This is a genomic window from Rhodococcus sp. B50 (assembly GCF_013602415.1).
Classification (GTDB): Bacteria; Actinomycetota; Actinomycetes; order Mycobacteriales; family Mycobacteriaceae; genus Rhodococcus.
Window position 1 is genome coordinate 495786 of sequence record NZ_WPAG02000003.1, and the last position, 22489, is coordinate 518274.

Genomic DNA, 22489 nt, shown 5'->3' on the forward strand with positions numbered 1-22489 from the left:
TAGCGCACTACACCATCGGCGCCTTCCCGTCACCGGGCGGATCGGACCCCGCCGACGCCACGCGCCGTTGGAAGGAAAGCGTGGCGCCGTCGCTCAATCGAGAGCGCAGACCCGTGGCGAGAGCGGCGGCGTCCGTGCTGTACCGCCACCGTTTGCTCGATCACTGGAGCGAAGTCGGTTGCACCGCGCAGAACCGTGCGACGCCGAACGCTTTCTCGTAGGTGTCAATTCGGATTACAGGCACCGTGGGTAACGGGGAAACTTTCGATAGGTCGGCAGGCGCCGGATCGACAGACCGAGCGCCAAGTCATCCCTACTCCAAGCTTGGAGTTCTGAATGATCAAGGCCAGCAATAGAATTGATCGAATTGAGGGGGTTCTCTACGGGCTCCGTGACGCCGTGCGGAGGCGTCGACGTCGAACGCGCGAGTATGCACCGCGTCCTATTGCTGTTCTTTGCCAAATTAATGTAATGTCTTGAATGTTCGGCGTGATCTCTTGCGAGGGAGGGTAAGTGATTCCCGAACGTGCACCCCAAGCTTGTCGACGGTCGCCCCCGGCCAGCATCGACACTGCATGGGGTGCCGCTGTGTCGATGCCCGCCCCTACGCATCGACATACATCCCGACGTTGTCTCTGTCGCGTCGGGACCCTTCCGTCGGCGCGGCTGTGTCCGTCGTCGCGCCGACGGAGCGGGGAGTGAGGTCGATGGCGCCGCGGGCCTAGTCTTCACATTCGTCCAATCCTGGTATGGCCGGCAATACCAGGCAAGAACCGAAACAGGCGCGCCGCCGGAATCGATCGTGGCACTCGGAGAGCGGCACCCGACCTTCAGCCGAGGAGGCATGGCAGAGTCACCGAACGCCCATCAATGAATCGTGGGATTCGCGGTTGAGAAGTCGTCTATGACGGAAACGCGCTCTCGTCGAGATCCTGGAACAGCCCCGTTTCGCCCTCGATCGGGGAGGGCAAAACGGGTCGTCCCCCGCTCGCCAAGGCCTGACTCATCACGAGGTGTTAGCCATCAAGCGGTTCCACTGCGTCCTGTGCCCGGATCATCGCTGACTCAGGTAGTGGACTATGGGCTCCGACCCCTCAGCCTGCGACAGCGCCTCGCCTCGACGACCACGTCCAAGTGCGGAATTTTTCAAGGCGATTGAGTCCACCGGGTGTTAAGCGGCGACTTCCTCGGTGTCCGGTTCGGTCGCCGGGTCTTGGACGGGTTTGTTGATCCAGGCGTCGGCGGGTAGGGCCAGGATCGTTGGGTATGGGTCCGTCGTACCGAAGCGCGCGGGGTGGGTGCGGCGGGCGTCGGCGAGCACTCGAGCACGCTCAGTCGCCTTGGGTGCCGCGAGACCGAAGTGCACATCGGCCGGGGTGTGCAATCCGATTCCGGTATGACGGTGATCGTGGTTGTACCACGCGACGAACGAGTCCATGAACTCCCGGGCGTGGTGCACCGAACTGAACCGCTCCGGGAAACCCGGTCCGTATTTCAATGTCTTGAACAATGATTCGGAGTATGGATTGTCATTGGACACCCTCGGCCGCGAGTGCGACCGGACCACATCGAGGTCCGCGAGCAAGGTCGCGACCGACTTGCTCGTCATCGATGTGCCTCGATCCGCGTGCACCACCTCGGGGATCCCGTGGGTGGCGAAGATATCGGTCATGAACTCGACGGCCAGCAGCCCGGATTCATGGGTCTGCACGTGCGCTCCGACGATGTATCGGGAGTAGATGTCGACCATCACATACGCGTCGTAATACACACCCTTGGTTGGGCCGGGCAGTTTCGTGATGTCCCACGAGTACACCTGCCGCGGGGCTCGCGCCACCAATTCCGGACACGCCCGAGCCGGATGTCGCGCCTGCCGACGCCGGTCGCTGACCTGCCGGTTCTCCCGCAGAATCCGGTACATCGTCGCCACCGAACACAGATAGATGCCCTCGTCGAGCAGGGTGGCGTACACCTCGAGCGGCGCCCGGTCGACGAACCGATCCGAGCACAGCACCTCCACGACCCGGCGGCGCTCGAGCGCGGACAGCTTGTTCGCCGGCGCACGCATGACCGCTGAGACGGATGGGACGGAAGCGGCCGGGCGTTCCCGGGTGCGGATCGCTGTCGAGCGGGCCACAGCGGTCAATGTTGTTGCGGCACGGGTGGTCACACCGGCTGCGGTGAGGGCGTGGTGGGCGGCTGTCAGTGCTTCTTCCGCGTCTCGTCGGCGTCCGCGCTCTCGGAGAGTTGTTCCAAGAGCGCGTGCGCTTTTCCCATGATGGACAGTGCGGTCTCGGTAGTGGCCAGCTTCTTGTTCGCCCGTTCCAGTTCCCGCTTGAGGCGGGCGATCTCCGCCTGTTCGGGGGTCAGTTTGCCGATCTTCGCGCCCGGCTTCTTGCCCGTGAGGACGCCGGCGTCGCGTTGGCGGCGCCATTCGACGATCAGCGACGAGTACAAGCCTTCGCGACGCAGGTACGCCCCACCCTCGTTGGTCTCGCAGGCCTGCTCGTAGGCGTCGAGGTGCGCGAGCTTGTCCGCCGGAGTGAACGTCCGCCGTGGTTGCGGACCGCCGGCCCTGGGATGGTTCGCCTCGTCCTCCATACGGTCATTGTCCAGGACTGTGATCGAGTTGGTCATGATCGCGGTTGGTCCTTCTCTCGCCCTCTATCGTGGGTTGGCTTGCAATGACCCGATGGACTCAACTCACCCTGACATAGAGGGGTTCGGCAACAAAATGGATGACCAAATGTTCCGGGTGCCCGCGGTGCTTATCGGCGTGGCTATCTTGGGGTCATCGCGTTCCTCGTTGTCGTCCTGCCGTGTGTCACCTCACTGAAACGGAATGCCGTGCAAGCGGGAATGTTCGGGACTGCGCGTATACGAGTCGATCGACTCCGAACTGTGTGCCGATTCTATCTGCGGTAGGCGAAAACTTCACGGACAGTCATATGGAAACTGCTGTGGAACTGCGGTTTCCGATAATGTCTGGTGCCGGACGGTGTCATGGGTACACCATCCGGCGGTTGTTTCGCGTGGCAGCGTCATCGTCCCCGTGCCACCGACACATCGTGACCATGGCGTCCGATATCCGGATGGGTATGCGTTCGGTAGGCGGTTCGGAACGCACACTCCGCATGAGACGAACTAGAAACTGCTGAAGTATTGCCCGGCTACCGAAAGGGATCCGACTTCGCGTCTCGATCGGGAGCCCGGAAGGACGCAAAAGAGTGCGGAATCGATCAGCGGACACTGTCGGGCAGGTAGTCGAATCATCGACGTCTTCGCCTCGGGCGCCCCGGTCGGCCCCGCGGAATCACGACTATGACGCCAGTTCGATGCGATGGGGCAGCACAGGCTCGAGGAGCGGGGCGACGGGGACGCGTCCGAAGCGGCTGTCGCACCCCTGGCCGGCCGGAGGCGTCCGACCGGTCGGCGCGCACCCCTGCGGCCGGAACAGGAGTCACATCAGGATGATGGCGAGTGCCACGCAGACCCACACGACCGTACCGGCCGCTGTCGACACCATCGGTGATCCGCTGACCACAGCGCTCGGCACGCTCGCGGCGGCGGCTCCGAGACGGACGCCTGCGTGGCACCGTGCTCCGTCCCGCGGGATCCCGGAGCGGCGGTCGGCGCGGCCGCCGGTGCCGACGATCGGTTCTTGCACAAGGCCCCCGCGCAAAAAAACGCCACGGCTGGTACCCCAGGTGCGCACCCCGCCGGTGACCCGCAGAATAGAAGCCCGAGGGTACCGATACCGGGATCAGCCCGTCGCCGACACCGTCCACGACGCAACCACAGGACAGAGGTGGGGCCGGGGCTCGACCTCAGGGCGTAGGTTCGATACATGGCCGGTCGGATCACGCCCGGCGTCGTACCGCATCGCCGACCCACCGACGCCGGTCAGGGGGGCACATCGCCTCCGCACTCGGTTTCCTTGACGGTCGCCGCGCCGATGACTCGCCGCTGCGGGTTCGCGCGGAGAGTCTCGTCCTTGGTCCCGGCGATGCCGCCCGCAGGCTGTCTTGCCGCACCGCAACTACGATGCGTAGCCGAGCGGACAAGTGCCGGGTGGGCAAGGCCCTCTGATGCTGTGCGGTCCATGACCGGTGTCCGCTCGCCGCGGCCCCCGCGAATCCTTGCCACGTGCTGCCGGCTCCATTCGGAAGATCGCCGCTGAGAGTCGGCCAACTGCAGAACTGCACCGACCGCACCGCAGTGCCGATGCGCCCCTGCCGAGGCAACGATGATGCGCTGCAGTGATTTCACGTCCGGTTGGGCCGACTCTTCGCCGCCTCCTGTGAAGCTTTCCGATCATGGTGATTCCATACGATGACCCGCTCGATGAACGCCGTTAAGTTCGACCACCGAATACTTGTGCGTTCTAACGAAAGTGTGGATCAGTGCGGAAAAGAAACCGTCTCGCGGTCGCGTCGGCAGGGTTGGCGGCGGTCTTGCTCCTCGGGGGATGCGCGTCCGGCGGGGCGACCGCCGACGCGGGAACCGGCCCCGTCGACGGCGGTGAATTCGTCACAGGGCTGTACCTCGAGCCGCGTGGACTGGACCCGCACCGACAGGTGTTCTGGGAGACCTACCGCGTCTCCCGCAACATCTTCGAACCGCTCGTCGGGGAGGACCTGACGACCACCGAGGGCACCCCCGACCTCGTCCCCGTGCTGGCCACCGGTTGGGAGCACAGCGAAGACGGACGGACCTGGACCTTCCAACTACGAGAAGGCGTCACCTTCCACGACGGCACGCCCTTCGACGCGCAGGCGCTGCACAAAAACGTCCGGCGCGTGTGGGATAGGTCCTACGAGTTCTTCGACGAGGAGAGCGCCGGCCGGGTGAAGGTCTGGTTCGGCAATCTCACCAACGCCACTCCCACCGGCGATCACACGTACACCTTCGAATTCGATCGCCCGTTCCTGGGGTTCCCGCGAATCCTTGCCCAGTCGATGTACACCCTGCCCATCGGCAATCCGGTCGTGTGGGAGACCTACGGCAACGACGGCTTCGCCGAGCATCCGGAGGGCACCGGACCATATCGCTTCGTCTCGCGTGCGATCGGTGACCGGATCGAACTCGAACGCAACGACGGCTACTGGGGCGAGCAGCCGCATCTGGACACACTCACCTTCCGCATCATCCCGAACAACCAGACCCGTGTCGCCTCCTTACTGAACGGCGAGGTGGACCTGATCAGTTACGTGCAGCCCGACGACGTCGAGACGCTCGAGAACGCAGGCATCGACGTGCCCGAAGGTACCGGCGCGGAACTGATCTACTTCTCCTTCAACCGGCGCAACCCCGTCTTCGACGACGACCGTGTCCGTGAAGCCCTCATCCACGGTCTGGACCGGCAGGCACTCGCCGACGAGGTCTACAACGGTTACGCCAGCCCGCAGTACTCCTTCCTGCCCCCGGGCAACGAGGCGTACCGCGACGACGTCGTCGACTTCGAATACGACCCGGAGCGGGCACGGCAGCTGCTCGCCGAAGCCGGTTACGGCCCGGGCGAACTGCGCTTCAACCTCGTGGTCGACGTCGCGAACGAGAACGTCGGACAGTGGCTGCAGGCGCATTTGAAGCAGATCGGCGTGGAGACCGAAGTCGTGAGCCTCGACCGCGTCAACTACTCCGCTCGCGTCTACAACCCGCAGCCCGGAGACGGCCTGAACATCGACGAATTCGGTGAGACGAACGCCGAATGGCTGTACAACGGGTACAACGGCCTGAAGAACCGCGGCCTGAATCCCGAGCAGTACGCCGAAGTCACGCAATCGATCGAGACCGCGCTCTACACAGCGGACCCCGACCAGCGCATCGCGCTGTGGCAGGCTGCCGAGGAGCAATTGCGCACGAAGGCACTCGTAATCCCGGCTGTGAATCTGAACCGGTACTACGCCACAGGACCGAATGTCGAAGGATTCGATTTCGCATCCACCAACTGGTACGACCTGACCGACGTCTGGCTCGCGGACCAGTGATGAACCACCTGCGGCGACTCGGCGTCCGGGCGCTCAACATCGTCCCGATCCTGGTGATCGTCTCGGTGCTGGCGTTCTTGTTGGGTGCACTCACACCGGGAGATCCCGTCGAGGCGCAGTTCGCGTCGAGATTCACCCCCGAACAACTCGATGAAATCCGTGCCACCTACGGACTCGATCGGCCGTTGTGGGAGCAGTACTTCGTGTGGGTGAAGAATCTGTTCGCCGACGGTGGCGGACTGTCTCTCACGCTCGGGACCCCGGTGTTCGACATCCTCGTACCCAACTTCGTCAACACGCTCATCCTCACGGCCGCTGGGGTGGTCGTCTGCCTCGTGTTCGGTACCGCCATCGGGTTCGTAGCCGGCGTCTTCCACAACACGTGGATCGACCGGCTGGTGATGCTGGTCGTGCAGATCGGCAGCAACCTGTCCGTCTACTGGTTCGGCCTCGTCCTGATCAGCGTGTTCGCCCTACAGCTGAAGTGGCTGCCGGTGGGAGGCATGGAATCCCGCGGGGGCGGTGGTGTCGGTGACCTCCTCCAGCATCTCGTCCTTCCGGCGGTGTCGGCGGCCCTGATCTCGATGCTCGTGCTGGCGCGCTTCGTGCGCGTCGGAGTGATCCGTGAACGCTCCTCCGACTGGTTCCGCACCTTCCGCTCTCAAGGCATCAGCCCGCGGACCCTCTACGGCCGAAACGTCTTCCGGAACATCTTGCCGAGCATCGTCAACATCACAGGCCTCGAGATCGGCACGCTGATCACCGGTGTGTTCTTCGTCGAGATCGTCTTCAACTGGCCCGGCATCGGGACCCAGCTGGTGAATGCGGTCAACGGCAAGGACTATCCGGTGATCCAGGGCGGCATCGTGCTGGTCGCCCTGTGTTATCTCGTCGTCAACCTCGTCACCGACGTCGTCGTCGACGGTCTCAATCCACGTATGAGAGGTGCCTGATGGCAACACTTCTCGATGACGTGGTCGCCAGGACGCGATCCTCGTCCGGCTATGGCCGCCACCGCGCCCAGCTGATCGCCGGCCTCGCCGTCATCGCGGTGGTGGCGGTGTGCTCGCTGCTCGCGCCGCTGCTGGCCCCCTACGATCCGATGCTCACCGACCCCACGGCCAAATTCCTCCCGCCGGGCAGTTCCGGCCATCTGCTCGGTACCGACGAACTCGGTCGAGATCTGCTCAGCAGGCTCCTGTGGGGAGGCCGCACCTCACTGTTGCTCGCCGTCGTGGCTGTCGCCGCGGCAACCGTCCTCGGATCGTCCGCAGCGCTGGCCGCCGGCTTCGCCGGTCCGCGCCTGTCCGGCCTGATCATGCGGGTGGTGGACGTGCTGTTCGCCTTCCCGGTCATCCTCGTGGCGATCGCGCTCGCGGCGCTGCTCAGTCCCGGCGCCGGTGTCGTGGTCTTCGCGATCGGCTTCGCCGTCGTCCCCTACATCACGCGCGTGGTGTTCGCGGAAGTCAAACAACAACGCGGACGCGAATACGTCGAAGCCGCGGTCTCGCTCGGAGCGGGACGCTGGTCGTTGACGGTGCGGGAGGTCCTGCCCAACGTCGTCGGTCCGATCATCGTCTACGCGACGAGCCTCGTGGGAGCGATGGTCGTGTTCTCCGCCAGCCTCAGCGCCGTGGGCATCGGCGTCCAGCCGCCCGCGCCGGACTGGGGCCAGATGATCGCGTCGGGCGCCAAGGTGGTCATTTCCGGTCACCTCTACGTCGCGCTGATCCCCGGCCTGACGGTCCTGCTCGTCGCGCTGGCTTTCAACTGGCTCGGCGACGGACTCAACGACGTCTTCGATCCCCGATCACGGCGAGGAGTCCGGCGATGAGCACACTCCATGACACCGGCCTCCTGGACGTGCCCGGCCCGAATACGTCCGAGCGGATCCTCTCGGTCACCGACCTGCGCATCGCCTTCCACGGCGACCCGCACGACGAGCCGACCGTCCGCGACGTGTCGTTCGACATCGCGCCGGGACAGGTCCTCGCCCTCGTCGGGGAGTCCGGCTCGGGCAAGAGCCTCACGGCCTCCGCGCTGCTCGGCCTGCTGCCGCCGGGGGCGCACCTCGCCGGCGGATCGATCCTGTTCCGGAGCAAGTCCGGCGAGGTCGTCGACCTCGCGGGACTGAGCGAGAAGCGGCTCGACACCTTCCGAGGCTCCGGCATCGGGATGGTCTTCCAGAATCCGCTGAGTTCGCTCGATCCCTCCTTCCGGGTCGGCAGTCAACTCGACGAGGTGCTCGTGCGGCACCGTCCACGCCGCCGCCGCGCCGAGCGACGGGAACTTGCCGCCGAGTGGTTGCGCCGGGTCGGCTTCGACGATCCGGAGCGGGTGCTGAACTCCTATCCGCACGAGCTCAGCGGCGGGATGCGGCAGCGCGTCGTGCTCGCGCTGGCCGGTCTGGCCGAACCCGCCCTCCTCGTCGCCGACGAGCCGACCACCGCACTCGACACGATCGTGCAGCGGCAGGTGCTCGACCTGCTCCGCGACGTGGCCTCCTCCACCGGCGCGTCCCTGCTGCTCATCACCCACGACTTCGACGTGGTGGAGCACCTCGCCGATTCGGTGGTGGTGCTGCGCAACGGTGCCGTCGTGGAGTCCGGAACACGCGACGAGGTCCTGTCCTCGCCCCGCGATTCCTACACGAAGCAACTGCTCGCCGCCGTTCCCCGCCTGGGGAAGCGGCGCAGCCTGCCGCACTGGCGCGGTGCCCGCTCGTTGTCGGGCGGTGCGGTCACCCAGGCGGTGACGGAACCCGTTGCGGTGAAATCGGATCCGATCTCCCCGGTGCTGAAACTCGAGAACGTCACGCGCAGTTTCACGATCGGTGGCTGGGGCACCGGCACACGCCGTTCGGAGTTCGTCGCCGTCGACGACGTGTCGCTCGAGGTGCAGCCCGGCGAGATCTACGGGCTGATCGGTGCATCCGGCTCGGGCAAGTCCACGCTGGCTCGGCTCATGGGAGGCCTGCTGGACGTGACCTCCGGGACCGTACACTTCCAAGGGAATCCGCTCTCGGATACCGACCGTGACACGCTCCGCGCCGCCCGCCCGCGCCTGCAGTACGTCTTCCAGGACCCCGTCGGCTCACTCAACCCCGCCGTGCGAGTAGGCGAGCAGATCGCCCGCCCGCTACGACGTTTCGGGACCGTGCCCGACAAGAGCGGAGTGCCGGACGCGGTGGCAGAGGCCCTCGAACTCGTCGGTCTGCCGACCGCATTCGCCGACCGCTATCCGCATTCGCTCTCCGGAGGCCAGGCTCAGAGGGTCTGCCTGGCGCGGGCACTGGCCCTGTCACCGGATCTGCTGATCCTCGACGAACCGACCTCCGCCCTCGACGTGTCCACGCAGGCCGGGGTCGTCGACCTCGTTCTCGATCTGCGGGAGCGACTCGATCTCACGTGCGTGTTCATCGGGCACGGACTGGGCCTCGTCGAGTGGATGTGCGACCGCATCGGGGTGATGTCGCGAGGATGCCTCGTCGACACGGTCCCCACCCAAGATCTCTACGACACCGACAGGGCGCCAGAGGTCCACAACCTGCTGCGCGCCGATCTCGGCTCAGGAAAGGTACTCGACAAGCCATGACATCACATCCGGCCCGCCGGCCGATCGTCGCAGTCGGCCTCACCGGAGAGGAAACGCTGCGCATCCTCGACGACGCGGCGCTCTCCGAGCGCTGGGCCGCCACCGGCGCCACCTTCGGGGTAGTCGGCATCGACCGCATCGCCCGCAACCCGCAGTCCGAGATGGGACGCAGGAGCCCCCGTCCCACCGACATCGATCCGTCCCTCGCGGCGACCGCCCTGGCCGGCGCGGGCGGTCCGCCGCTCGCCGTCACCGGCGCGGCGCACCACGACCTGCCCTACAATCTGGCGCGCCGTGTGCTCTCGCTCGACCACCTCACCCACGGGCGCACCGGGCTGCTGTTCGGCGCGTGCGATCCGCGCGGCCACGGCGAGACTGCCTGGCACGGCAGCGCCGAGCTGGGCGCCGTCACCGCCGCCGACGCGGCGCTGGCCATCGCGCGGTTGTGGCAGAGCTGGCCGCTCGACTCCATCGTCGCCGACAAGGAATCCGGCATCCTCGTGCAGTCCGACCGGATCAGGCGGGTCGACCACCACGGTGTCGTCGACATCGCCGGACCGCTGAGTGCACCCGCGTCGGTGCAGGGCGCACCGGTCCTCGCGTGGTACGCCGACGACGACGATCTGCTCGCCGAGATCCCGGCGGTCGCCGATCTCGTCGTGCTCGGTGGCGTTACCGATCCCGTGGATGCCATGAGTCGGATTCGGATCGAACGCGGCTCGCCGAATATCCCTGTGCTGATCGAGGTTCCGGTCGGAGCAGATGCCAATGGCACCGATACCGCCGTCACCGCGGCGCTCGACGCGGGCGCAGACGGTGTGCTGCTGCGCTCGGCGGAGTCCGCACCCGACGATCCGGCTCGCCTACTCGACAGGGCCCGCGCGGTGTCCGGTGCATCCGGGAAGGCAGCCCCGGCCGACCCGGAGAGCACCCTCCGCGTCCTCCTCGAACTCGGCGCACCACCTCCTCTGCTCGAATCCGCCGCCCCGGCCTTCGCCGCACCTACGACAAGCGTCTACCGCTGAACTCGACGCCCGCGTCTCACAGACGCCGTCATATTCGACCTATCGAGAAAGTGAACACAATGGTCGCCCCCACTTCCCCCGACATCCGCACGCTCCTCGCAGGCCCCTTCGCGGAGTTCGACACCCTCGCCGCGACCTACCGGCCCGTCTTCGCCCGGATCGCCGAAGGGAATCTGCAGCGCGAACGGACACGCGAGTTCCCCTACGAGCAGGTCCGCCGGCTGATCGACGCCGGATTCTCACGGCTGCGCATCCCGCGCGAACTCGGCGGCGACGGCGCCACCCTCCAGCAGGTCTTCCTGCTGCTCGCCGAACTCGGCGAGGCGGACCCGAACGTCGCCCACATCTTCCGCAACCACCTCGCGTTCGTGGAGGACCGGCTCAATTCGCCCGACCATCCGTCGACGGAGATCTGGCTGGAGCGTTTCCGCCAGGGGCAGTTCGTCGGCGGGGGATGGACCGAAGCAAGCAACACGAAGTTCGGTGAGATCGGCACCCGCATCACCACGTCCGAGGGCGTCACTCGCATTACCGGCAACAAGTACTACGCCACCGGAAGCCTCTACGCCGACTGGCTCGACGTCATCGGTCGTAACGAGAACGACGAGCTCGTCACGGCTCTCGTGGCGCGGGAGCAGCCCGGCGTCACCCTGCTCGACGACTGGGAGGGCTTCGGGCAGCAGACCACTGCCAGCGGATCGGCCCGCTACCAGGACGCGGTCGTCGACGAGCACGGAACCTTCCCGGCCGAGCAGCGATTCGCGTATCAAGGACTCTTCTACCAGACGGCGCTGCTGTCGGTGCTCGTCGGCATCGGCCGCGCGGCCTTCCGCGACGGCTCCGACGGCCTGCGACGCCGCACCCGCAACTACCCGCTCGGCGTGAACGAGGTACCGCCGCAAGATCCGCTCCTGCAGCAGCAGATCGGACGCATCGCCACGCGACTTTTCCAGGCAGAGGCCGCCCTGGAGAAACAGAGCGCGACCCTCGACGTCGTCGCCCGCGCACACGCTCGCGGCGACGCCGAGCGAGAGAAGTCGGCACTGGTGGACGCCACCGTCCGCACCCACGAGGCCCAGTCCGTCATCGTCGACTCCGTTCTCGAGATCACGGCAACGATCTTCGATGCCCTGGGCGCCTCGGCGACCGCGGTCTCGTCGGCACTCGACCGGCACTGGCGCAACGCCCGGACGCTGTCCTCACACAACCCGCGCGTGTTCAAGGAACGTGTCCTCGGCGACTACTACGTCAACGGGACCGTGCCGGTCGGTGGCTCGAATCCGTATGCGCATCCGCAGGGACAGGGGGTCTAGACGATGGGCAACCGACGTGAAGGTCATGTGCTCCTGGGCGTGAACGTCCTCGTCTACGGATACATCCCATCCGCGTGGCGTTCCCCGCTGCTGGGCGCCCGCGACTTCACCGAACGCGCCTACTGGGAGCGGATCGGCCGACTCGCCGAACGCGCGACGCTCGACGCCGTCTTCCTCGCCGACGCGCTGAACCTGGGAGATCCGGCCTACGACGCGAACCCGATCCGCCTCGACCCGACAGTGCTGTGGGCGCACGTCGCACGGGCCACCGAACGGGTCGGTCTCCTCGCCACCGCGTCGACGACCTTCAACGATCCGGTGGAACTGGCGAGCCGCATCCTCACCCTCGACCACATCTCCGGGGGTCGTGCCGGGTGGAATCTGGTGACCACCCGCGACAACCGCTCGGCCGCGAATTTCGGTCTGCCGAACATCGTGGCACGCGCCGAACGGTACGAACGGGCCGCCGAATTCGCCGATCTCACCCGGCAGCTGTGGACCGCGGCGGAGACCGGTGAGACGGTGCACTTCCACGGTTCACACTTCGACTACGACGGCGATTTCGTCGCCCCCACCTCACCGCAGGGACGCCCGGTGCTCTTCCAGGCGGGCGGGTCACCCGCCGGCCGCGACATCGCCGCCCGGTATGCGGACGGCGTGTTCACCGCGGAAATCACCCAGGAGACCGCCCGAGACCACTACCGGCTGGTGAAGTCGGCCGCGGCCGGACACGGACGCCGGCCGGGCGAGGTGAAGATCATGCCCGGTCTGCTGCTCACTCTCGGTTCCACCGAGGAGGAAGCTCACCGCCGCGTCGACGAGCTGTACGACACCAGCCCCTCCTGGTACTCGGCCGCGTGGCTCACGCACGCGATCGGGGTGGACGTCACCACCTTGGAGCTGGACGAGCCGTTCCCCGACGAGGTAATCAACGGCCCGATATCCGAAACCTTCCAGGGCAGCATCGGTTTCCGCGAGTCGATCCTCGAACAGATCCGTCAGACGCGCCCCACGGTGCGCGAGTACCTGCGTCAGACCCGCTACTCCGGTTCCGGGCACGGCGGATTCGTCGGAACACCCGAGCAGCTCGTCGACCGGATCGAGCAGTGGTATCTCGCCGGTGCCTGCGACGGTTTCAACCTGCAACCCGACATCCTCGTCGAGGGCCTCGAAGTCATCGCCGACGAGGTGGTCCCGCTGCTCCGCGCGCGCGGCCTGTACCGGCACGAGTACGAGACGTCGACGCTGCGCGACCACTTCCGGGCGGCGGAGCCGAGTCGCGACGAGGCCCTGCACGCGGTGGGCTGAGCACCCCCGCTGGCGCGGCCGGAGCGGTCCGTCCGCACCAGCACCGGATCGGTCGGCCCTGACATGGACCGTGGCGGCTGTGGTGGGATCGCCACGGGCCTGGACACGGACGCGGCGCCTCACTCCACTGCCGAACCGTGACTTGATCTCTTCGACTATCGAGCGGTGAAGCGGAACTGAACCAGCAGGCCGGAACCTACGACCGGCATGGGTGGGCATCGTCGTACTCGTCTGCGCTCGTGCCGCACGTATCCGAAACAAGTGTTTGTGCTGATCAACCGGTAGATATTTCATCGAAACAGCGGTTCACCGCCTTGGCGAGAACGCGGCACTAGGTGAACGTAGCCACGTACGCTTCCATCCGGTTATCAGAGGTGCCGATGCCTGTCCGACGTCCGAGGTGCTGCCGCACGGTCATGCTGATCGCTGCTACGACCATTGCCGGAGGTGGCACTTTGTCCGTCGTACCGGCGATTGCGCAGGCTGCACCCACCGACTGTGCCCCCACGTTCAGTCTGTTCATTCCTGGGACGTGGGAAACCGACGAAAGCGCTGACCCGAGTCAGCCGGTAGGCATCCTTGCCCCTGTTGCGGATGCGCTGAAGAACGCTTACGGCGACGGGGTCGAGGTGCACACGCTGCCGTACATGGCGCGTGCGTTCGACAACGGACGCACCTACGCCGACAGCAAAGCCGACGCGGTAGCTAGGGCCACACGAGTGCTTGCGGACGTCGCGAAGTCCTGTCCCGATACGACATTCACAATCGTCGGCTACTCCCAGGGTGCTGACGCCGCGGGGGACATCGCCTCCGATATCGGCAACGGCAAGGGACCGATCGAGGCGAGTCGTGTGCTTGCGGTCGGGTTACTGGCGGACCCCGGAGCCGGCACACAGGGTACGGCGACAGTCGGACCGCGTACCTCGGGACAAGGCATCGCCGATCCCCGACCTGAGGGGATGGGCGCCCTGGCAGGACGAGTGGCGTCGATCTGCGACCCCGGCGATCTGTACTGCTCGATCGAGAAGAAGTCGAACCCGCTGCTCGGCTCACTCGGCTCGATCCTCAGCAGCAGTCCCGGGACTGGCGACACCGACGGGACCGCTGCTGGCAACACGCAGTTGAGCGCCGCTGTGACCTCTGATTTTTCCAGCGCGGAGCTGCCGACCTTGGCCGCCGCCGTAACCGAACTTGGGCAGCAGTTCACCGCACCGAATGTCGACCTCGGACAGGTCGCGTCCACAGCACGTTCGATCGCGCAGACCCTTGCCCCGCTGACCGACCTTGTCGACTCCGGTGCGGCGAATCGGGCGACGAACGGGCAACTCGGTGCTGCCCCGGACGGGTCGGCCGAACACGCGGCGGCCGACGTCCTGACCCGGGCGGGAGAATCCGATCTCGCAGGCGCCGTCGACGCCGCGGTCGAGATCGCCGATGCGGCGGATACGCTCGCCAGAGGCGAGTCGGTGAGCCCGCCGACCCGTGCTTCACAGGTGCAGACGCTCGCTGCGAACGTGAACGCGTTGACCGGACAGATCGCGCCGCTGGCATCTACACCTCCCGACGTGCTCCGATCGGCCGACAGTGTGCTGTCGGTGCTCAAACCGACAGTGATGGTCGACCAAGTCCTCACTGTCGCAACTGGCGTGGCGTCGTTGGACATGCCCGGCATCCTGCACAACCTGACGGTGTTGCCACAGAAGGTCGCGGCACTCGACGCCCGCGGCGCCCACCAGATCGCGGGTGAGTTGAACAACCAGTTCTCACCGTTGGTGACGATGGCCGCTGCAGTCGACTTGCGTTGGGTCTCGCAGGTTCTCGCGGTCATCCCGGACCCCTCCGGTGCCGCGCAGGTCACGGCGATGGTTGCGTCGATTCTGTCGAACGTCGACGTGTTCAGGCTGGCCGATCTCGTCGGTCGGATCCAGGAGATCGCCTGGACCGCGGTCGAAAAGTTGCTGCCGCCTCCTGGTATCGCGCCTGATCCGGTGGGAGCTGGGGCGGCGATGACCGGGCTGCTGCCGGTCGGGCTGGATCTCGCGTCGGTGGCGGTCGACATGCTCTCCGGTAGGGCCACCAAGACCGCACCCGAACTGTTGGGAGAACACGGCGACGTCGCGTCGACGAACACCGCGGCCGGGGCCGCTGCGGGACCGGACCTACCGCAGCTGTCCGATTCGCTGGTTGCGCTCGCCCAATCCTCGGGAGTGGAGGATCTGGCGTTGCTGGTCGGTGACGGGCTCAGCGCGGCGAGCTTCCTCATGTCAGACGCTCACACCAACTACAACGAACTCGTTGTCGACAATGCCGGTCGCAGTGCTGTTCAGTGGCTGTCGGATTGGCTCGAACTGCAGATCGGACGTACCATATGACTCCCCGTGCTCATAACCCGTCCGGCCGTTGGATCTGGTGGGGGAGTTGCGAACACCGCGGATATCTCACGCGCGGGGATGCGAAGAAGGTCCGCAAACGCTACCGCGGGGAGAAGGGTATGGCGGTGTTCGCGTGTCCCCACAACGAGAGCTTGTTTCACATCGGTAATCGACCAGTTGCTGTGAGCAGTAGGGAAGTCGACCGAGATCGGCTACGCGCGCGACTGTGAGGGGGCAGCCTTATGTGCGAGCTAGCAGGGAGGGGACGACGAATGCGAGGAGCTTCGTCCGCAGGTGGTCGAGCGACCCCGCATCGGCGCCGAGCGAGCTGATGTAGGTCATCTCGAGTTCGGAGATCTACTCACACAGCAGGTCCAGGTCCACGTCGGCGCGCATCTCTCCGACTGGATCGCGGACCTGGCGGAGACGTCGTCGGTGGTCGGGCCCCCACCACTCGATCATGGCACGCTTGAGTTCCGTCGGACATGGTGCGGCAGCGTGGATCGCCACCTTGAGACTTCCCAGGTCTGCACTCTCTCGAGAGTGCTGATCGAGTTTCAACATCCGAGCCAACATTGTTGGCACCCACTGGCTGTGCGTGACGCGTTATCGCTCGATGACAGACAGTGCCCGCGCTGCATCGAAACGCTCCATCATTACCACCGTTCCGCCCAAGGCGTGAACGACGCCCCCGAATCGAAGGGGAGCGGCATGATAGATTGGTGCAGGCGAGAGATACACCGTCTCGGGTCCGAAATCATATGCTGGTCCGAACAGTTCAACATACGTGTCTCCCGGCTCATGGACTTCCCGATTGGGTAGGTCGGGCTTTATTCCCTTCGGTCGGCCGGTGGTGCCTGACGAATAGAGCATGTCCGCGCCCCTGGGTTGTATCTCCAGTGGCCTCGGCGAAACCTCCGCCACCTCGTCTTCGTAGGACAGGAAGCCGTCGACGCGGCCGCCGGAACTCAATCGGATCTCGATATCAGGGGTGCTGGCGCCGAGGTCGGCGACGACATCGCCGAGGTGCGCGGCCGCTATGAGCGCGCGTGCACCCGAATCAGTCAGTATGTAACTGATTTCGTCGCGAGATAAATGGCTGTTGACCGCGGTGATGTAAAGACCCGAGCGCAGGGCGGCCCAGTACACTTCGAATGCTTTGGGCTGATTGTCGGTCAGGAGCGCGATGTGATCTCCGTGGCGGAGACCTCTCGAAGCCAGGTACCGCGCAAGGCGCGCCGATCCCTGCTCCAACTGCAGGTACGTCAAGGTCTCGCCCGACTCGGCCATGATGACGGCGGGTTTGTCGGGGTTCTTCTCGGCGTGGGTGCCGGGGTAAATCGCAAAGCTCCTGACTGACGCGGGTGGTGATGGTTCAGATGGCTCCTCTCGTGCGACTCGGACAGTTCGAGGTGCTCGTGTACACCGTTGGTGGCGGCCGAACAGCGGCGGTGCTCCCACCCCGGGGTAGATGACGAACCCCTGCCGGTCAGCACCGCTGACCTTCCAGTCTGCGAAAGCAGAACGAACGCAGCGACCCGATCGGATCGGACACCCATCTCGCTGTGGATCTGCGAAGACGACCCCGACGATCGAGGGGCGTCATCGGGGTCGTCACTCGACCCGCTCAGGGAATAGCTCACCTGTCCGGGGAGTCTTGCGTGCTCGCGGCCATCGCCGTAGCGACAGCACGCCCCAGCGCACAGCAGGTGGGCACCAGCATGATGCCGCACACAAGATTCGCTCCATACGAGACATGCGCTCAGTGGTGTGCTCATGGCGAAACGCGGACCGAACGGGGTGCTGTCCGTTCGCGGAGCGCGACAGCGAATCCCGCGGCTCTGCCGTCGAATGTCGGTGCCGCGGGCTAGCGTCGAGTGGATATCCGCCAGAGGGAGGAGTAGCGATGAGCGTGGTCACGAGGAATCAACCACTCGGCACTCCCACCTGGATCGACCTGGGCATTCCGGATCTGGACCGGGCGATGGCCTTCTACGGGTCGGTTTTCGGTTGGGAGTTCGATGTCGGTTCCGAGGAGTACGGCAGGTACACGATGTGTCTGCTCGGCGGCAAGAAGGTCGCCGCGTTGATGCCGAATCCCGACGAGAGTGCCAGCAAGTTCTGGTGGAACGTCTATCTGGCGACCGACGATCTCGACGCGACCGTCGCTCGGTCCACAGACGCGGGTGGCACGCTGCTGATGGAGCCGATGGACATCGCCGACCAGGGTCGGCTGGCGATGGTGCGGGATCCGTCCAGTGCGCAGTTCGGCTTGTGGCAGGGGTGGGCACACGTCGGTTGCGAGCTGGTGAACGAGCCGAATACCTTGTTACGCAACGACTTGGTGACCCCGAATCCTGGCCCGGCGCGGGAGTTCTACGCGGCGGTGTTCGACTTCACCCTGGACGGGAACGACGACCTGCCCGGCGTGGACTTCACTTTTCTGCGCAGACCGGATGGGCACGAGGTCGGTGGCATCGTGGGTGACCCGACCGCCTCGGCGTCCTCGTGGGGCACGCTCTTCCAGGTCGTCGATGCCGACGTGGCGGTCGCCGCGGCTCGGGCCGGCGGGGGTACCGCGGACGATCCGACGGACATGCCGTACGGGCGGACCGCGGAGGTTACCGATCCGTTCGGTGCGAAGTTCACGGTGGGTTCCCCGCTGTTGGGTGTGCAGGGGTAGGGGCGTCCGTCGGCTCACAGCTGGTGTGCTCGGTGGCGCGGAGGGTGACCGCGCGCCGCCGGCCAGGGTTCACGGACGAGGCGGTGCTTCGACTCATCATCGGATCTGGAACCTAACTATGGCGCAGGTCAGGTGTTTCCCTCGCGGCACAGCTATAGTTATAGGATTAGATTGATTTTTGTAGGTTCGCGGGAGGACGTTATGTCGGTTGGAACGGAATCATCGCTGGTACGCGTTCCGAAAGCGGGGGAACTGGTTGCAGCTCAGCTTCGGCGCCAGATTGTGACGGGCGAGCTGAAGGCCGGTGATCCTCTCCCGAGCGAGACTGCCCTGATGGAGCATTTCGGAGTCTCTCGGCCGACTCTGCGCGAGGCGTTCCGCATCCTGGAGTCGGAATCGATCATCGTCGTCCTCCGAGGTGCCCACGGTGGCGCGCGTGTTCTGGCTCCCGACGAGTCGGTCGCGGCGCGTCATATGGGATTGTTGCTGCAGTACAAGGGTGTGCCGCTTGCGGACGTCTATCGTGCCCGGGCGGAGGTCGAGGTTGCCGCCCTGCGCGCTTCGGCGGATTCGGACCTGGCCGAGCTTGAGGGTCTCGTCGTGGAGGCTGCCGAGGCGATCGGTGATCCCGTAGCCTTCGCCAAGATCGATACCCGCGTCCATCAGGCCATTGTGGACCTGGCCGGTTCGCAGACGATGTCGATCATGATGGGGATGCTGCTTCGGATTCTGGATGCCCACAACACGCTCTTCATGTCGATGAGAGGGCCTGATCGTGAACGGGCCATCGACGAGGTAGCGCTGCGCTCGTATCGACGGCTGTTGAAATTGCTGGCTGCGGGTGATCAGGAGGGTGCCGACGCGCATTGGCGTCGGCATCTTCGCAAGGCGGAGGCGCACATGCTCGACGATGCTGCGCCCACGCTGGTCGAGGTGCTTTCCTGACCTTCCATCGTCAAACGATTGCGGACGCAAGGCTGTACGCCTTGCGTCCGTTCGTTTTTTGAGGGGTCACGTTCAGGCTTGGCATACGCGGATGTAGTTGTATTATTCGACTGTTCAGGCGCGATGGTCGACATAGTGCCTTCAAGATCCGAGCGATGTGGTGCACAAATGCAGGTTTCTCAGCTGCCGGCCCTCAACGACAGCGCCGAAGTCGGATGGTCGTATCTGCCCCTCGGCACATCCGTGCCCTTGATGGATGCGGACGGGATCACCGTCGGACAACGTCTGGCGTTGGCCGCTCGACGTCATCCCACGAGGAACGCGATCGTATGGATCGAGGACGCGGAGGTCCGGGGAGTCACGTGGGGTGATCTGTTCGAACGCGCCTCGGTGATCGGAGAGCACCTTCGGCACACGCATCCGTCGAATTCGAGGGTGGGGATCCTCGGACGTGATCGGTTGCAGTGGATTCAGGCATTCTACGGTGCTGCGTGCGCCGGATTCGGTGTGGTCCCTCTGCCGAACGATGGTGCGGACACGGTGGCTCGATGCTGCGGTGCGGTCGGCGTAGACCTGATTCTGGGAACCGACGACGTGGGCGTGCGCGCGAAGGAGTTGGGAGACGTACGGCTGGTGCGGATCGGCAGTGTGCCGACTGCGGGCGTCCCGTCCTATGGGATGGACGCGGTAGTTGCGGGCCCTGCCGGCCCGTTCCTCTATCAGTTCACGTCGGGAACCACGGGGCGGCCGAAAGTTGCCGTGCTGTCCCATCGTGCCGTGCTCGGAGCCGCCGCTGGGTACGCGCTTGCCACTGGCGCATGCGACGGTGATTCGATGTTCAATCCACTCCCGTTGGAGCATGTGGGTGGGTCGGTTGCCGGACTGCTCGGTGCGCTCAGCATCGATGGCACATATGTGTCGGTGGATCGATTCGACGCCGTGGATATCGCGCAGGTGGTCCGGAACGCTGCGCCGAGTGTGGTGGGGCTCGTTCCAACCATGCTCATCGACCTTCTGGACCGTGGGGTGGTCCGGCCCTCGGATTTCGCCTCGGTGTCGTCCATCGTCGGAGGGGCAACCAGCGTGGACCCGGCGCTCATCGACCGGGTGGAGGCAGAGCTCGGCATTCGTTTTCTGGTCGGTTACGGGCAAAGTGAAGCTCCGTGCCTGACTGTCAGCGGAGTGGACGATCCGGCTGTGCTGCGTACCCGTACGATCGGCCGCCCTCTGCCGGGTAGGGACTACTGCATTGCGTCGAAGGGCTCCGTGGTCCGGGACGGTGAGGTCGGGGAGCTCTGCGTCCGCGGTCCGTTGATCATGTCGGGCTATCTCACCGAAGGTGGTGACATCGCACAGGTAACGGATGAGAACGGTTGGATGCGGACAGGCGATCTCTGCTCCATGAGCGAGGGAATCATCACTTTCCATTCCCGGCTGCGTGACGTCGTCATCCGGGGTGGAGAGAACTTGTATCCGGCCGAAATCGAGTCGGTGGTACTCGAATACCCTGGTGTGCAGGATGTTGCGGTGTTCGGGGCTCCGGACGCCCGGCTGGGGGAGGTTCCTGCGGCTGCCGTGATCTGCGGCGCAGACAGTGCTCTCGACTTCGCCGACCTGGACCGATTCGTGGCAGAACGTCTTCCCCGCAAGAAGCGTCCGACCCAATGGTTCCCTGTCGGCGACTTCCCTCGGACCTCGACCGGGAAGGCGCGAAAAGCGGAACTGGCGGAACGGCTCCTGACGCGCGTGGTTGACGAGGTGCCCCAATCACCGGATATAGTTAATTAATTGTACGGAAGGGTCGGGACGTGGAGTCCGATCGTCGACATTGAGGAGAAACGATGCGGGACGCAGTCATCGTGGCACTGGCTCGTACGCCGATCGGAAAGCGTGGCGGTGCGCTTGCAGAGGTGCATGCGGTCGATGCATCGGCTCAGGTGCTGACCGGGCTCGTCGAACGAGCCGGTGTGGACCCGTCGATCATCGACGATGTCCACTGGGGCAATGTGATCAGCATCGGGCAGCAGTCCGGGAATATCGGACGCATGGCAGTGTTGGCCGCGGGTTGGCCCGAGAGCGTTCCGGGCTTCACGGTGGATCGGCAATGCGGTTCGTCGCAGCAGGCGATCTCCACCGCAGCAGCCACCGTAATCGCAGGTCACGCCGATGTCGTGGTCGCCGGGGGCGTGGAAATGATGTCGCAGGTACCCATGGGTGCTGCGACGGTCGAGGGTACCGGCGAGATGGGTGGCCCGGCAGTCGACAGGTATGCCGATGCGCTGACCGCCCCCGGGTTCGGTGGTCGATTCAATCAGGGCGCGGGCGCCGAACTCATCGCCCGCGAGTGGAACCTTTCGCGCACGCAGCTCGACGAGTACTCGGTGCGGTCGCACGAGCGGGCAGCGCACGCGCAGGACGACGGCTTCTTCGACGACGAAATCGTCCCGATCCGTACTCCCAAGGGTGAGGTGTCCGCGGACGAGGGAATCCGTCGTGGTTCCACGGTGGAGAAGCTTGCCGGCCTGAAGACGCCCTTCCTCGAAAACGGTTGCATCACAGCCGGGAACGCCTCCCAGATCTCCGATGGCTCTGCAGCGGTGCTCATCATGACGTCGGAGAAGGCTGCTGCGCTCGGCTTGCGGCCTCTCGCACGCGTCCACACCGCCGTGGTTACCGGAGATGACCCGGTGAAGATGCTCACGGGTCCGATTCCTGCAACGCACCTGGCGCTCAAGCGTGCGGGGTTGTCGATCGGCGACATCGATGCTTTCGAGGTCAACGAGGCGTTCGCATCCGTTCCGCTCGCGTGGCAGGCGGAGACCGGCGCGTCCGACGACGCTCTCAATCCCGTCGGCGGCGCGATCGCGCTCGGGCATCCCCTCGGTGGGTCCGGGGCCCGCCTCGCAGTGACCCTGATCAGTCACCTGCGCCGGACCGGAGGACGATTCGGTCTTCAGACCATGTGCGAAGGCGGCGGCACCGCGAACGCGACAATCTACGAGAATCTGACGTAATCGACGGGCATCCACGGGTATCGGTCCCGTGGATGCTCCTATCGCGCCCGGCTCGGGGGACGGCCGGTGAGGAGCGAATTCGTTCGGCAGCCCGGGGATGGCCGGGGGGGGCGAATTCGGTTCGGCGGCCCGGTCTCCGGTGAAAGGAGGCCGGGCCGCTTCGTGTGTCGGGGCCGTGCTGATTCTTCACGAAACGCACGTGTGCGAGCAATCTCAACCCGTTTAATCAGTATAAATGTGTTACT

The 22489-nt window shown here is 65.4% G+C and carries 14 protein-coding genes and 1 pseudogene; 12 read left to right on the plus strand and 3 right to left on the minus strand.

Annotated features, from left to right (window positions below; all coding sequences use genetic code 11):
- Window positions 1-1171: 1171 nt before the first annotated feature.
- Both GON09_RS26685 and GON09_RS26690 read right to left on the minus strand, forming a co-directional pair.
- A protein-coding gene (locus GON09_RS26685; protein ID WP_374195386.1) for an IS3 family transposase occupies window positions 1172-2601 on the minus strand; the annotation gives its coding sequence in 2 pieces (ribosomal slippage) (window positions 1172-2235 and window positions 2235-2601; 1431 coding nt in all).
- 859 nt (window positions 2602-3460) lie between these two features.
- Complete coding sequence (locus GON09_RS26690) at window positions 3461-3667, minus strand: hypothetical protein (RefSeq protein ID WP_213934977.1); 207 nt, start codon at window positions 3665-3667, stop codon at window positions 3461-3463.
- Between the two features lie 736 nt (window positions 3668-4403).
- On the opposite strand from GON09_RS26690, the gene GON09_RS26695 reads away from it, so the two are divergent.
- The 8 genes from GON09_RS26695 (at window position 4404) to GON09_RS26730 (ending at window position 15602) form a co-directional block, all read left to right on the plus strand.
- The gene (locus GON09_RS26695; protein ID WP_213934978.1) at window positions 4404-5990 is read left to right on the plus strand and encodes an ABC transporter substrate-binding protein; all 1587 of its coding nucleotides are present in this window, start codon (window positions 4404-4406) and stop codon (window positions 5988-5990) included.
- On the plus strand, window positions 5990-6943 hold the full coding sequence (locus GON09_RS26700; RefSeq protein WP_213934979.1) for an ABC transporter permease: 954 nt from the start codon (window positions 5990-5992) through the stop codon (window positions 6941-6943). The genes GON09_RS26695 and GON09_RS26700 overlap by 1 nt, the downstream gene beginning before the upstream one ends.
- Entirely contained in the window at window positions 6943-7824 is an 882-nt protein-coding gene (locus GON09_RS26705; protein WP_213934980.1) for an ABC transporter permease, read from the plus strand. Before GON09_RS26700 ends, GON09_RS26705 begins: the two co-directional genes overlap by 1 nt.
- The gene (nikE, locus tag GON09_RS26710; RefSeq protein WP_213934981.1) at window positions 7821-9584 is read left to right on the plus strand and encodes a nickel ABC transporter ATP-binding protein NikE; all 1764 of its coding nucleotides are present in this window, start codon (window positions 7821-7823) and stop codon (window positions 9582-9584) included. The genes GON09_RS26705 and nikE overlap by 4 nt, the downstream gene beginning before the upstream one ends.
- Entirely contained in the window at window positions 9581-10609 is a 1029-nt protein-coding gene (locus GON09_RS26715; protein ID WP_213934982.1) for a hypothetical protein, read from the plus strand. The genes nikE and GON09_RS26715 overlap by 4 nt, the downstream gene beginning before the upstream one ends.
- 50 nt (window positions 10610-10659) lie before the next feature.
- Window positions 10660-11922 carry an acyl-CoA dehydrogenase family protein gene (locus GON09_RS26720; RefSeq protein ID WP_374195411.1) on the plus strand — a complete coding sequence of 421 codons (1263 nt, stop codon included), beginning with the start codon at window positions 10660-10662 and terminating at the stop codon, window positions 11920-11922.
- A gap of 3 nt (window positions 11923-11925) precedes the next feature.
- Window positions 11926-13230, plus strand: a complete 1305-nt coding sequence (locus tag GON09_RS26725) for an LLM class flavin-dependent oxidoreductase (protein WP_213934984.1) — start codon at window positions 11926-11928, stop codon at window positions 13228-13230.
- Window positions 13231-13610: 380 nt separating this feature from the next.
- On the plus strand, window positions 13611-15602 hold the full coding sequence (locus GON09_RS26730; RefSeq protein WP_213934985.1) for a cutinase family protein: 1992 nt from the start codon (window positions 13611-13613) through the stop codon (window positions 15600-15602).
- A gap of 441 nt (window positions 15603-16043) precedes the next feature.
- On the opposite strand, the pseudogene GON09_RS26735 reads toward GON09_RS26730, so the two are convergent.
- Window positions 16044-16943, minus strand: a pseudogene (locus tag GON09_RS26735) (AMP-binding protein); the annotation flags it as partial.
- A 565-nt stretch (window positions 16944-17508) separates the two neighbouring features.
- Between GON09_RS26735 and GON09_RS26740 the strand changes: the two are divergent.
- The 4 genes from GON09_RS26740 (at window position 17509) to GON09_RS26755 (ending at window position 22244) form a co-directional block, all read left to right on the plus strand.
- Window positions 17509-18285, plus strand: a complete 777-nt coding sequence (locus GON09_RS26740) for a VOC family protein (RefSeq protein ID WP_213934986.1) — start codon at window positions 17509-17511, stop codon at window positions 18283-18285.
- 201 nt (window positions 18286-18486) lie between these two features.
- Complete coding sequence (locus tag GON09_RS26745) at window positions 18487-19230, plus strand: FadR/GntR family transcriptional regulator (RefSeq protein ID WP_213934987.1); 744 nt, start codon at window positions 18487-18489, stop codon at window positions 19228-19230.
- Window positions 19231-19248: 18 nt separating this feature from the next.
- Window positions 19249-21018, plus strand: coding sequence for a class I adenylate-forming enzyme family protein (locus GON09_RS26750; protein WP_213934988.1), 1770 nt, complete (start codon window positions 19249-19251; stop codon window positions 21016-21018).
- A 53-nt stretch (window positions 21019-21071) separates the two neighbouring features.
- Window positions 21072-22244: a thiolase family protein gene (locus tag GON09_RS26755; protein WP_213934989.1), complete on the plus strand. Its 1173-nt coding sequence runs from the start codon at window positions 21072-21074 to the stop codon at window positions 22242-22244.
- Window positions 22245-22489: the final 245 nt, after the last annotated feature.

Bases quoted from the DNA above. Each gene is read 5' to 3' on its own strand.
- GON09_RS26700 (WP_213934979.1), top strand. From the start codon at position 5,990: ATGAACCACCTGCGGCGACTCGGCGTCCGGGCGCTCAACATCGTCCCG.
- GON09_RS26705 (WP_213934980.1), top strand. From the start codon at position 6,943: ATGGCAACACTTCTCGATGACGTGGTCGCCAGGACGCGATCCTCGTCC.
- nikE (WP_213934981.1), top strand. From the start codon at position 7,821: ATGAGCACACTCCATGACACCGGCCTCCTGGACGTGCCCGGCCCGAAT.
- GON09_RS26715 (WP_213934982.1), top strand. From the start codon at position 9,581: ATGACATCACATCCGGCCCGCCGGCCGATCGTCGCAGTCGGCCTCACC.
- GON09_RS26725 (WP_213934984.1), top strand. From the start codon at position 11,926: ATGGGCAACCGACGTGAAGGTCATGTGCTCCTGGGCGTGAACGTCCTC.
- GON09_RS26730 (WP_213934985.1), top strand. From the start codon at position 13,611: ATGCCTGTCCGACGTCCGAGGTGCTGCCGCACGGTCATGCTGATCGCT.
- GON09_RS26740 (WP_213934986.1), top strand. From the start codon at position 17,509: ATGAGCGTGGTCACGAGGAATCAACCACTCGGCACTCCCACCTGGATC.
- GON09_RS26745 (WP_213934987.1), top strand. From the start codon at position 18,487: ATGTCGGTTGGAACGGAATCATCGCTGGTACGCGTTCCGAAAGCGGGG.
- GON09_RS26755 (WP_213934989.1), top strand. From the start codon at position 21,072: ATGCGGGACGCAGTCATCGTGGCACTGGCTCGTACGCCGATCGGAAAG.